This is a genomic window from Caballeronia sp. dw_19 (genome assembly GCF_018449515.1).
GTDB lineage: Bacteria > Pseudomonadota > Gammaproteobacteria > Burkholderiales > Burkholderiaceae > Caballeronia.
Genome location: NZ_JAAVUQ010000025.1, coordinates 41421 through 53692, shown reverse-complemented (window position 1 = coordinate 53692; position 12272 = coordinate 41421). Strand labels below are relative to the sequence as shown.

Below are 12272 nucleotides of genomic sequence, written 5' to 3'. Positions count from 1 at the left end.
TACCAGAAAATCGGCGTTGAAATCAACGCGCCACCGCACGACCCGGAGGTCGTGCGGCGCTCATTCATCAGAAGCGGTGACGCAGGCCAATCCGCACGCTGGTCTGCGTGCTGGTGGTTGACGGTGTGAACAGGAAGCCCTGGACTGCATCCACACCGGACGACGCCCGCAGGTAAGAGCTTTGCAGGTAGACGTCGGTGCGCTTCGTGAACGCGTAGTCAAACCCGAGGCTGGCTTCGTTGTAGTGATGTCCTTCGAAGGTCGAGTAGAAGTAACCCGCTGCCGCATTGAAGGACGGCGTGATCTGCCACGACGCGCCGGTATCGTAGGTGCGCAGGGCCGACGTGCGGCCAAAGCCCTTGAACCAGACATCCGAGTACGCCACCCCGTAGGTGACGTTCGACATGACGTAGCTTGCGCCAAGCGTCAGCACGCTCTGACTGTCGATCTGCAGGGGCGTGCTCGCGAACAGGTCGGTGACCTGCCCGGTTTGAGGGTTACGTGTCGCCGTGGTCTGGCCCAGGAAACTGGAGACGCCCATGGAGGCGTAGGGATCGATCGCGTTCGACCCATACGGGTTGTTCATGCGCAAATAGACCGCACCGGCCGAGAAGGCGCCGTGGTTGTACTGCCCGCCCGCGGACCATGCGCTTTGCTGGTGAAGGCTGCCAGCCACATTGCCGAACGAATACATCGCGCCACCCTGAAGCCCGTGGAAATCGGCGCTCTTGATCTTGACGACATTGTCCAGGCGCTCCCAGCCCATGCGGTCCAGATCGCCCTGATGCGTGGCATAACCGCTGGCCCACGCACTCATTGCATAGTTGGCGGTGTAGTCGTAGATCAAGTCGTACTGGCGGCCGATAGTGATGGCCGCATACTCGTTCTGCAGGCCTACCCATGACTGCCGGCCGAATTCGCGACCTCCTTGACGAAATTGGCCGTTCAACGCATCGAAGCCATTTTCAAGGGTGAAGATCGCCTTGAGCCCGCCGCCGAGATCCTCCGTTCCCTTCAGGCCCCAACGGTCCCCCGAGGCAATCGAGTCGTCCATCTTGATGTTATGCGCGCCGCCTTCATTGCTGACGTACGTGGGACCCACGTCGATCACGCCATACAACGTGACGCTGCTCTGTGCGTGAGCCAAACCCGTTGCTGCAACGCCCACAAGCGCTGCGATCCGCCTGATAGTTCTCATGCCACTCAACTCCCCTGAATTGATGCTTCTGAAAGTTTGCAGTACGAATCAGTTTCTTCGCAGCCGTTGCGAAGGTTGCGAAGATTTTCCTGAATCGTGCCGCCTGACCACGTGGTTTTCACGTCTCGCGGTCGCCACAGCGCACTACATCGGAACAACTTTTTGACGTAGACGCTTTGTGACAAAACGTGCGCCATGCTAACATTCAGACGCCATGTGAACAAAATTCAATATTGGAATTTTGTGAAATTTTCGCGAAATTGGCATAAAGCCATGAGATAGATGCGCCAATTCTTACCAATTCAAGGCGAGAATAGGGCGTGAGGCGATCAGGGACGCGGTTGGAGATAAAAAGACCCGCTTTGATCTCATGTGAAAAATATGTGCGCGTGGCGCTCAAGCGTTCAATGATTTAACGGAGAAATACGTGAGTAAAGTTTTTCGTGGCAGCTATGGTGTGACCGTGACGCCCTTTACCGCCGACGGCAAGTCGATCGATGAAGGCGCACTCAGGCATTTCCTCGACTGGCAAATAGAAGCGGGCTCTCCCGGCGTGATCATCCTGGGTACGACCGGCGAGTTCTTGACCATCAGCGACGAGGAGCGCATTCAATATGTAGAAGCTACGGTCAAGCACGTGGCCGGGCGGATGGACGTGCTGGTCGGCACCATGAACGCGTCGACGCCGAACGCGGTGCGTTATACCCGCGAAGCGGAAGCGCTGGGCGTAGACGGCTTCATGATCGCGCCGCCGTATTACTACACCCCCACCGACGACGAGATCTTCGAGTATTACCGGGCGATCTCCGAGGCGACGTCGCTGCCGATCATGCTTTACAACAACCCCGTGACGACCAACGTCGACATGTCGGCGAAACTGGTGGCGCGCCTGACGCGGGCACTTGATAACGTCCGCTACATCAAGGAAGCGAGCATGGATGTCGGCCGCGTCTACGACGTGATCGAGGCGACCGAGGGCGTGATGAACGTGTTTGCGGGCGAGCGGCCCGTGGAGAGTTTCCTGCTCGGCGCGGTCGGCTACGTGAACCCGTACGCGAACTACATCCCGGAGGCTTCCACGCGGCTCTGGAACGCCTTGGTCGAGGGCGAGCTGGAGGAAGCCAAGACTATCCAGAAGATGATTGCCAGCTTCGACCGGATCATCGCGGAAGGCCATCCAACCTACGGGCACCAGTGCTATTCGAAGGCGCTGGCGGCATCGCAAGGTTATCCGGTCGGCGACGTACGGCCACCGCTGACAAAGTTCACGGCGCTGGGCGGCGAGGGTATCGAACGGCGCGCGAAGATTGTCTCGATCATCGACGACCTCAATGCCTATGTCGCGCGATGCGCTGCGCAAAAAGCCTGAGCCGGCGATGCATGAGATCCGCTTGTTCACGCCGTTCAGTTCGCGGGGCATTACCTTCTCCAACCGCATTGTCGTTTCGCCGATGTGCCAGTACCGTGCGGTCGAAGGCGCAGTGAACGCGTGGCATCTCGCGCATCACGCGCGCTTTGCGCTCGGCGGCGTGGGCGGTGCGGTGATCGAGGCCACCGCCGTGGAGCGGGACGGCCGCATCAGCGAAGGTTGTCTCGGGCTGTGGGATGACAGCCAGATCGAAGGCTTCCGGCAACTGGCGGGGCTTTATCACGGGCAGGGCATCCCGGTCGGCGTGCAGATCGGGCATGCCGGGCGCAAGGGCAGTTCGGCCAGTCCGTGGGACGGGGCGGGACCGCTCGCGAGTGCATCGCCTGCGCGTGGTTGGCAAACGGTCGCGCCTTCGGCGATTGCCCATGCGCAGGACTGGCCGATTCCTGCCGCGCTCGACGAGGCAGGAGTCGCGCGTATCATCGGGTCGTTTGCGGCAAGTGCCCGACGCGCCGTTAGCGCGGGTCTGGATTTTGTCGAAGTGCACGGTGCGCATGGCTATCTGCTGCACGAGTTTTTATCGCCGATATCAAATAGCAGGACCGACCGGTACGGCGGCACTCTCGAGAACCGCGCGCGCTTCGCACTCGACGCCGCGCAAGCGGTCAGGCGAGCCGTGCCGGACACCATGCCGGTGTGGTATCGAGCGTCATGCGTGGACGAAAGCGCGGGCGGCGTGACGCTGGACGAGACTATCGAACTGGCGCGCCGGCTGAAGGACATTGGCATCGATCTGGTCGACTGTTCGTCGGGCGGTATCCGTGGCCCGGTTGCGAGGTCCATGCGCGCGGAAGCGCCCGGGCATCAGGTGCCCTACGCAGAGCGGATTCGTCGTGAAGCGGGCATCCCGACCATGGCGGTGGGACTAATCACGGAGCCGGGTCAGGCGGACGCGATCGTCAGCGAAGGCTCTGCTGATCTCGTCGCCATCGCGCGGGAACTGCTGGCCGATCCGAACTTCGTGTATCGCGCGGCGCGCTCGCTGGGTCACCCGGCGCCGCACGCCTTGCTGCCCGAGAACTTCGCCTTCTTCCTCGCGCGGCGTAACATGCAAGCTCCGAATGCCACCTCCACGTAACTTCGTTTTAACATCCCGCCTGGCTGACCCGATGAACGATGTGATTGTGATCGGCGGCGGTCTCGCCGGCTGCGCGACCGCCTATTATCTCGCCCGCGATGGCGTGGCCGTGACCGTGCTCGAACGCAGCGAGCTCAACACGCAGGCATCAGGCTCGAACGCCGGCAGTCTGCACGCGCAGATCCCCCATGATCCTTTCGTCAATCGTGGCCCGCAGTGGGCCCGGACGTTCGCACCGACCATCGGCTTGCTGCGTCATTCCATCGATGTATGGCGCGATTTGCCGGCAACGCTCGGCGCCGATCTCGAAGTGTCCCTGAAGGGCGGCCTGCTGGTTGCAACCGACGCCTCGCAGATGGTGTCGATTGCCGCCAAGGCGGAGGTGGAGCGCTCGCAAGGCCTGGATATCCAACTGCTCGATCGCGCAGACGTAAGATCGCTGGCGCCCTATCTCTCGGACGCAATCGTGGGCGGTGCATTCTGCCCGGACGAAGGCAAGGCTAGTCCGCTTGCCGCAACGCTAGCGTATGCACGGGCCGCGCGTGCGATAGGGGCGAGATTCGTGCGCCATGCCGAAGTGACTCGAATCGCGTCAATACGCGATGGCTTCGAGGTAACGGCCGGAACCGAGGTTTTGCGGGCCCGGCGCGTGGTGAATGCGGCCGGCGCCGATGCGGGCAAGATCGCCGCGTTGCTGGGTATCGTGATCGACGTGCAGGGGTTCGCGATCCAGGTCGCGGTAACTGAGCGCGTCGGGCCGTTGATTCCGCACCTGGTCTATTCCGCCGGCGACAAACTCACGCTCAAGCAAAACCAGGCGGGCTCGATCCTGATCGGCGGCGGCTGGCCTGCGCGCTGGCACAGCCGCGGTTATCCGACCACGGATCCCAACTCCCTCGAACGCAACATGGCCGTGGCATTGGCCGCGGTGCCGGCGCTCGGCGCGCTGCGCGTGATCCGGACCTGGGCGGCCGTGGTGAACGGCACGGACGACTGGAAGCCGATCCTGGGTGAAGTGCCGGGCATGCCGGGTTTCTTCATCAACTTTTTTCCGTGGATGGGCTTCACCGCCGGCCCCGCGGTGGCGCAGATCGTTGCAAGCCTTGTGCAGGGCAAGCCCGCCCCTTTCGATGTGGACCTCTCGCCGTTCCTGCTGGCGAGCGCCTGATCGTTTTTGCTTAGTGATGCCGCAGTATCTTCCCGACGAAGTCACGCGTGCGGGCTTCGCTGGCATTGCCGAAGATCTTGGCCGGCGTACCGATCTCCACTACCTGCCCCTTATCCATCATCACCACGCGCGTGGAGACTTCCCGCACGAACGACATTTCGTGTGACACGAGCAACATCGTGATGCCTTCGCCTGCCAGCGTGCGCACCGTGTCGAGCACTTCGTTCACGAGTTCAGGATCGAGCGCGGCGGTGATTTCATCGAGCAGCAGAAGCTCCGGCTTGAGCGCGAGCGCTCGTGCAATGGCAACACGCTGTTGCTGTCCGCCAGATAATTCATCGGGATAGCTCGCGTGTTTTTCAGCAAGGCCCACACGCCGAAGCAACTCCTTCGCTTCAGCTTCAACCTGCTCGCGCGGCCGCTTCTTGATCTTGAGCGGCGAGATGGTGACGTTGCGCAGCACGTCCATGTTTTGGAACAGGTTGTACTGCTGGAACACGATCGCCATCTTGTCGCGCGCGGCCCGCACGCTTTTACGCGATGAATAGTCGAGCGGTTCGTCGTCGAGCACGACTCGGCCGCCGGTCGGCGGCATCAGCCCGACCAACGTGCGCAGCAGGGTGCTTTTGCCCGAGCCCGACGGCCCGATCAGGCTGATGACTTCGCCCCGTTCAACCGAGAGTGTGATGTCGCGGAGAACCTGTTGCTGAGCGTACGCGCTTGAGAGTTTTTCGACTGCGAGGTGAGGCAAGGCGATTCTCCAGATAGGCACCCAGACGGCTTAGCGGGTAGGACAAAATGAAATAGGCGGTGAGGACGGCGCCATACACGAGAAAGGGTGAGAAGCCCCGGTTCATCAGGACCTTGCCTGTGAACGTCAGCTCTACCACACCCATTTGCGACGCCAGCGACGTGTCCTTGATGAACATCACCATGAACGCGAAGGCGGGCGGCAGGATCACTTTCCATGACTGCGGCAGCAACACCAGGAACAACGTGCGCATGAAGCCGAAGTTCATGACCTCGGCCGCTTCTACCTGCTGGCGCGGCACGGATTCAAGCCCGGCGCGAATGACCTCCGAGAGAAACGCAGTCGCCACGATGCAAATGGATACCGTCGCAATCGTGAAGAGCGAGATGTCCGAGCCGAAGCCCTGCAGCGCGAACATGACGATGAACAGGTTCACGAGAAAGGGAATGCGCCGGAACACTTCGACCAGCACCGTGAGCACGAAACGCAACGGTGCAAGCGCGCGTGCCTTGGTCCCGCGGATCACCGCAATGATGGCCCCGAGCACAATGCCGACGCCGCAGCCGAGCGCGGTCATCGCCAGTGTGCGGCCCATGGCTTCCAGCAGGAACTCGAATGTGAAGCGCGTGAAGAAGGTGGGAATTTGCGCAATGATCTGGCCGAGCATCAGAAGATCCTCGCTTTAACGCGAAAGGCATAGCGGCCGGTCAGCGCAAGGGCGATCGACGCAACGAAGGTCAGCGCCACGTACATGGCAGCCACGACCGAGAAGGTTTCGATAGTGCGCATGTTCGCGCTGGAGATGTTGATCGCACGTCCCGTGAGTTCCTCGACGCCGAAGATCGAACCGATCGAACTGCCGAGGACGAGCCAGACGAAGAAGTTGCAGAGCGGCGCATAGATGGTCTTGGCGACGTGCGGCAGGATCACGTAACGCACCATCTGCAGGCGCGACATGCCGAGCGTTTCGGCGGTTTCCAGTTCGGATATCCGCACGGAATTGATGCCGGATCGCAGGATATCCGTGAGATACGCGCCCGAGTTCAAGGTGAGGCCGATCAGCACGGCGGTCATCGGAGAGAGGGTGATGCCGGCGTCGGGCAGCGCGTAGAACAGGAAGAAGATCTGCACGAGCGCGGGCGTATTGGTCAGCACAACCACATACAGGCCCACCAGGCGGCGTACCAGCGCGCCGCCGTGCAGCTTGCCGAGTGCCCCGGCGAGTCCGATCGCGCTGCCGAGCCAGAACGAGACGAAGGCGATCTCGAGCGTCAGCACGGCGCCGGTTGCGAGATACGGCAACTGGCGCAGTACGTCGGCGTATTGAAGGGTGTAAGTCATGGCAATCCGGATCAAACGACGACGTGCCCGGCGGGGCACGCGCTGTCATGCACGATATGGCCGTGCGCGCACGGCCACGGCTCAGAAATACGGGTTGGGCACGATCGGTTTTTGCATCGGCGTGCCGTAGGCCTTTTGCCATGAATCGTTGACGAAACCGGTGGAGTGCAGGTCGTACAACACCACGTTCAGATAGTCTTTCAGCGTCGAATTACCCTTCGATACCCCAATGCTGTCGTAATTCACGAAGATCGGGTCGTTCAGCGTCCGCCACTTGATGTTCGGGTAATTCTTGGTGAAATTCTGGAAGAAGTCGATGTTCTCGACAATCGCATCGCCGCGTCCTTGCGCGACTGCGCGCACCGTGTCAGCAATGGACTCGACCAGCAGCATCTTGGCCTTCGGCAGCTTGTCCTTCACGTAATCGACCGACCAGTTGCCGCGCATGTCCACCAGCGTGACCGACGGCGAATTCAGGTCCGTCCATTTCGTAGCCTTGATCTTGTCGGTGGTCAGCACGGACATCGACTCGGTATGCAGAGGCACCGTGAAGTCGATCAGTTGCGCGCGCTCGGCGGACCGGGTCAGCGCTCCGAGCGAGATATCGATGCGGTCGGACACGAGGAACGGCACGCGCTGCGCGGCTTCGGTCGGCACGAACTCGGCCTTGATGTTGAGCGTGCTGGCAATCTTGTTGCCAATGTCGATATCGAAACCCGCAAGCTGATTCGTCGCGTTGTACGAACTCATGGGCGGAAAGTTCGGATTCACGCCGATGCGAATCGTCCCGCTCTTGATGACCTGATCGAGTGTACGGGCTTCGGATACCTGGGCTGTCATTGTCGAGACAACCGCCGCCAGCACGAGAAATACTGCTCTAAACATTGCGAACTCTCCAGAAAGGGCAAGGGAAACTCTGCGCGGCGGATGCCGGGTTGCCGGGTTAGCTGAATCGGTGATAGAGGACAGGCTCAGGTAACACCTAGGCAACGCATGAAAAAATTGTCGCTGCATCAAAATACGCTGTCAAAGAAAATGTGCGCAAGGCGCACTTATGTTCTCAAATTTGACGTTTTATTCAGCGCACATAGCTTGCGCCGTTGACGTCGAGCGTGGCGCCGCTCAGGTGGCGTGCCTTGCCGCTGGCCAGGAACGCGACCAGGTTGCCAATGTCCTCGGGCGGAACCCATTCGCCCATTGCGAGGGTGGCGGTGATCTTGTCCTCGCCGCCTTGAGTGGCCGCGAACGCTTCTGACATCTGCGTGCGGACCACGCCCGGCGCGACGACGTAAGCGAGCAGGCCATCGCGTGCATGTGCCCGCGCGACGGTTTGGGTCATCGAGCGCACGGCCGCCTTCGACGCCGCGTACGCGATGGTGTCGGGGTTGGTCACGCCGCGCTGCGCAGCCCAACTGGAGATGGTCACGAGCACGCCGCCCTGGCAGGCGAGGAAATGCCTGACCGCCCGGCGGATCAGGCGCGCGGGCGCCAGCACATTGACCGCCAGGGTCTCTTCCCAGACGGCGTCCCAGGTGGCGTCATCCGCTTCGAAACCGCCGTGCCACAGCATGATCGCGGCATTGTTGACATACACGTCAATCTGCCCTCGCCATGCTTGCGCGTCATCCCACAGGGCTTCAGTCGCGGCGAGATCACGCAGGTCGGCTTGCACGAAATGCTTGCGCGATGCCGGCACGTCGCCGAGGGCCTGTTCAGCACCCGCGCGATCATGGCCGTAGTGCGCTATGACGTGTGCGCCGGCAGCGCCGAGCGCGGTTGCGATTGCCGCGCCGATTCCTTTCGACGCTCCCGTGACGAGCACGGTCTTGTTTTCCAGACTGAACATCGGCGATGACCTTTAGCAAGAGAAGGGCCGGCGTGCCTGCATGCCGGGATTTCGTGCGGGGAATACTTGCGGGGGATTACTTGCGGGATTACTGCAAGCCGGCGTCGACGGGGAGCAGCACGCCCGTGATGCCGCTCGCCATATCCGATGCCAGGAACATCGCGGCCTTCGCAACCTCGGCCGCGGTGGCGAGGCGTCCCAATGAATTGCCGTGCGCGAGTTCCTGCAGCGCGGTATCGGCTTCTGTGCCGCCTGTGCCGGCGCGATGGCGGATGCGATCAAGCAGCGCGTCCGTCGCGATCGGGCCGGGAGCAAGCGCATTGACGCGCACGCCCTGCGGACCCAGATCGCGTGCCGCAGCGCGCACGATGCCCAGTACCGCGTGTTTCGACGCGGTGTAGAGCATCTGGCGGCCGTGCGCCGCGAACGAATTGATCGATGCCATCACGACAATCGATCCTTGCGTGACGCTCAGGACCTTGGCGGTCCTGGAAATCGTGATCGCCACGCCGCGGGCGTTAACGGCCATGACGCGGTCCCATTCATCGAAGTCGATGCTGTCCGTCGTACGCCAGCCGGGCACAAGTCCCGCATTGGCGACCACGACGTCGAGACGGCCGAATTGCTCGATCGTCGCCGTCACGCATGCGGCGACGCTGGCCTCGGAACTCACATCGCAATCGAGCGCCGTCATGCCGGGCGGCGGGGCCATCCGCGTGGACGACGGCAAATCCGCCACCACCCCTACCGCGCCGTGTTCGGCAAACATCGACGCGATGGCGTGACCGAGGCCGCGACCGCCTCCCGTAACCAATACGACCTTACCTTTCACTGACGACTGCATGAACGATGACTCCGATAGTGATGTATTCCGATGGCGAATCGATATTAGCGCACAAAAGTTCGCCATGTAAACATCGTGTCATTATAAATCGGCAGCGAAGGATGACTAATGGATGAAAAAAGGACGAAAAAAAACGGCCCGCGAGGCGGGCCGTTTTCATAAGACGGGGATAGATCAATAAGAATCAGGCCTGGAGTGCCCGGGTAATGTCCTTCGATGCTTCCAGCATGGCGGAAAGAATCCGTGTGCTGATGTCTTGTGGCGTGACGCGGTCAGCCGGGCAACATACGTTGAGGGCGGCCACGACCTTGCCGTCGCGGTCGCGAATGGGTACGGAAATGGAGCGCAGGCTGATCTCCAGTTCCTGGTCGACAATCGACCAGCCGCGCAAGCGGGTTTCCTCCACCAGTTCCCGCAACTTGACCTTCGACGTCACCGTGTTCGGCGTGAATTTCTGCAGCTTGGTGGTTTCCAGGTACTGTTGAAACTCGGCATCCGGTAAGGCGGCGAGCAACACCCGTCCCGTCGATACGCAGTGCGCCGGGGTCCGGCTGCCAATGGAAATCCCCACATTCACAATGCGATTCGACGCAGCTCGCGCGACATGGATGACCGAATCGCCGTCCAGCACCGCGGCAAAGCACGACTCCTGAACGTTGGCCGAGAGCGCATTCATGATCGGCTGGGCGATATCCCAGATGTTCATGGACGACAGCGCCGAAAAGCCGATTTCAAGGATCTTCGGCTTCAGGTTGAAGTACTTGCCATCGGTCTCGGCGTAGCCTTCGCGCACGAGTGTGAGCAGAAAACGCCGGACCGTCGCGCGTGTCATGCCGCTCGCTTCGGCCACTTCGCTCAGCGTGCGACGCGGCATATGCCGGTTGAATACCTTGATGACTTCCAGTCCGCGAGCGAACGAACCGACGTAGTCGCGGTCGCGAACTTCGTCGTCGTCATCCAGAGTCGTCTCGTATGCGGCCATATGCTTCCTCTTTAAATAAGCGCAGTGGGCGCATGGCGCACAAATTGTGCATTGAGTAAATCTTATCAGCAGACTTCGGCAATGCACACATATTTGAGTTCGGTAAATTCCTCGATGCCGTGCATGGACCCTTCGCGCCCGACGCCGGATGCCTTCACCCCGCCAAACGGCGCGCCCTCAAAGGATGTCGCACCTGTATTCACGCCCACGATGCCGCATTCCAGCGCCTCGCTGACTCGCCAGACGCGCGCGTTGTCGCGGGTGAAAAAGTAGGCGGCGAGGCCAAATTCCGTGTTGTTCGCTGCGGCTACGACTTCTTCTTCAGTGTGGAAGCGGAAAACGGGCGCAACGGGGCCGAACGTTTCCTCGATCGCGACTTTCATCGACTGGGTGACGCCTGTCAGCACGGTCGGCTCGAAAAATGACCGGCCCAGCGCGTGGCGCTTGCCGCCTGTCGCGACTTTTGCCCCCAGCGCGAGTGCGTCCGCAACATGTTCCTCGACCTTCGCCACTGCCTGTTCGTCGATCAGCGGGCCTTGCGTCACGCCTTGCTCGAAGCCATCGCCCACTGTCAGCGCGTTCACTGCGCGGGTGAGCGCCTCGACGTAGCGGTCATGAATGCCCGCCTGGACGTAGATTCGATTCGCGCACACGCAGGTCTGGCCCATGTTGCGGAACTTGGACGCGATCGTCCCGGCGACGGCGACATCGATATCGGCGTCATCGAATACGATCAGCGGCGCGTTACCGCCCAGTTCCATTGCGACTTTCTTGATCGTTCCGGATGCCTTCTGCATGAGCGACCGGCCGACTTCCGTTGAGCCGGTAAAAGTGAGCTTGCGCACGAGGGGGTGGATGGCGAGTTCATCGCCGACCTCCGATGCCGCTCCTGTCAGCACGCTGAATACGCCGGCGGGCAAGCCGGCGCGCTGCGCGAGTTCGGCCAGTGCGAGTGCGGAGAAGGGCGTCGCGCTGGCCGGCTTGAGCACCATCGTGCAGCCGGCGGCGAGCGCGGGCGCGGCTTTGCGCGGGATCATGGCCATCGGAAAATTCCATGGCGTGATTGCTGCGCATACGCCGATTGGCTGGCGAAGCACAAGCATGCGCCGGCCGGCTGAAGGCGCCTGAAGCACCTCGCCGTGCAGGCGCTTGGCGTCTTCCGCATACCACTCGAAGAACGCTGCGCCGTACAAAATTTCGCCGCGGGCCTCGGCCAGCGGTTTGCCTTGCTCCGCGGTCAGGATTCGGGCGAGATCGTCGGCGTTGGCGACGATCAGATCGAACCAGCGTTTGATTATTTGCGAACGTTCAACCGCAGGGCGTGCGCTCCACGATGGCAAAACGCTATGCGCTTTTTCAATGGCGGTAGCGGTCATCGCACGGGTGGCCTTGGGCACCTTACCTACCAGTGCGCCGGTTGCCGGGTTCGCTACCTCGATAAAACCCGCACCCGTATCGACTATCCACTCGCCGTTGAGAAACAGCGCTTGTTTGAGCAGGGTCGGATCTTTGAGTGTCAGCATCGTTGAAATTTCCTCGGTTGGGCGTTTGATCAATTTCGACTCGTTGATTTATGTTCTCATATCGCCCAAAATGACGCAATGCGCACAAATATGCGGTGGATAATTGTCGCCG

The 12272-nt window shown here is 61.2% G+C and carries 12 protein-coding genes; 3 read left to right on the top strand and 9 right to left on the bottom strand.

Annotated features, from left to right (window positions below):
- Window positions 1-67 precede the first annotated feature (67 nt).
- Window positions 68-1198, bottom strand: a complete 1131-nt coding sequence (locus tag HB376_RS27485; protein ID WP_213766876.1) for a porin — start codon at window positions 1196-1198, stop codon at window positions 68-70.
- Between the two features lie 427 nt (window positions 1199-1625).
- Here HB376_RS27485 and HB376_RS27480 point away from each other — a divergent pair, with 427 nt between their 5' ends.
- The 3 genes from HB376_RS27480 to HB376_RS27470 are packed head-to-tail and all read left to right on the top strand — an operon-like array spanning window position 1626 to window position 4873.
- Window positions 1626-2567, top strand: a complete 942-nt coding sequence (locus HB376_RS27480; protein WP_213766875.1) for a dihydrodipicolinate synthase family protein — start codon at window positions 1626-1628, stop codon at window positions 2565-2567.
- Entirely contained in the window at window positions 2530-3705 is a 1176-nt protein-coding gene (locus tag HB376_RS27475) for an NADH:flavin oxidoreductase/NADH oxidase (protein WP_255631596.1), read from the top strand. The genes HB376_RS27480 and HB376_RS27475 overlap by 38 nt, the downstream gene beginning before the upstream one ends.
- Window positions 3706-3736: 31 nt before the next feature.
- Window positions 3737-4873, top strand: coding sequence for an FAD-dependent oxidoreductase (locus HB376_RS27470; protein ID WP_213766874.1), 1137 nt, complete (start codon window positions 3737-3739; stop codon window positions 4871-4873).
- A 10-nt stretch (window positions 4874-4883) separates the two neighbouring features.
- Here the strand turns inward: HB376_RS27470 and HB376_RS27465 are convergent, their stop codons facing one another.
- The 8 genes from HB376_RS27465 to HB376_RS27430 all read right to left on the bottom strand — a co-directional run bounded on the left by HB376_RS27465 (window position 4884) and on the right by HB376_RS27430 (window position 12160).
- Window positions 4884-5624, bottom strand: a complete 741-nt coding sequence (locus tag HB376_RS27465; protein WP_213766873.1) for an amino acid ABC transporter ATP-binding protein — start codon at window positions 5622-5624, stop codon at window positions 4884-4886.
- Complete coding sequence (locus HB376_RS27460) at window positions 5545-6291, bottom strand: amino acid ABC transporter permease (protein ID WP_213766872.1); 747 nt, start codon at window positions 6289-6291, stop codon at window positions 5545-5547. The genes HB376_RS27465 and HB376_RS27460 overlap by 80 nt, the downstream gene beginning before the upstream one ends.
- Complete coding sequence (locus HB376_RS27455; RefSeq protein WP_213766871.1) at window positions 6291-6965, bottom strand: amino acid ABC transporter permease; 675 nt, start codon at window positions 6963-6965, stop codon at window positions 6291-6293. Before HB376_RS27455 ends, HB376_RS27460 begins: the two co-directional genes overlap by 1 nt.
- A gap of 81 nt (window positions 6966-7046) precedes the next feature.
- Window positions 7047-7850: a transporter substrate-binding domain-containing protein gene (locus HB376_RS27450; RefSeq protein ID WP_031357929.1), complete on the bottom strand. Its 804-nt coding sequence runs from the start codon at window positions 7848-7850 to the stop codon at window positions 7047-7049.
- 193 nt (window positions 7851-8043) lie between these two features.
- On the bottom strand, window positions 8044-8811 hold the full coding sequence (locus tag HB376_RS27445; RefSeq protein ID WP_213766870.1) for an SDR family oxidoreductase: 768 nt from the start codon (window positions 8809-8811) through the stop codon (window positions 8044-8046).
- 88 nt (window positions 8812-8899) lie between these two features.
- Window positions 8900-9655 (bottom strand): SDR family oxidoreductase, encoded by a 756-nt coding sequence (locus HB376_RS27440; RefSeq protein ID WP_213766869.1) that lies wholly within the window; start codon window positions 9653-9655, stop codon window positions 8900-8902.
- Between the two features lie 184 nt (window positions 9656-9839).
- Window positions 9840-10637 (bottom strand): IclR family transcriptional regulator C-terminal domain-containing protein, encoded by a 798-nt coding sequence (locus tag HB376_RS27435; RefSeq protein WP_213766868.1) that lies wholly within the window; start codon window positions 10635-10637, stop codon window positions 9840-9842.
- Between the two features lie 65 nt (window positions 10638-10702).
- Window positions 10703-12160 carry an NAD-dependent succinate-semialdehyde dehydrogenase gene (locus HB376_RS27430; RefSeq protein ID WP_213766867.1) on the bottom strand — a complete coding sequence of 486 codons (1458 nt, stop codon included), beginning with the start codon at window positions 12158-12160 and terminating at the stop codon, window positions 10703-10705.
- Between the last annotated feature and the right edge of the window lie 112 nt (window positions 12161-12272).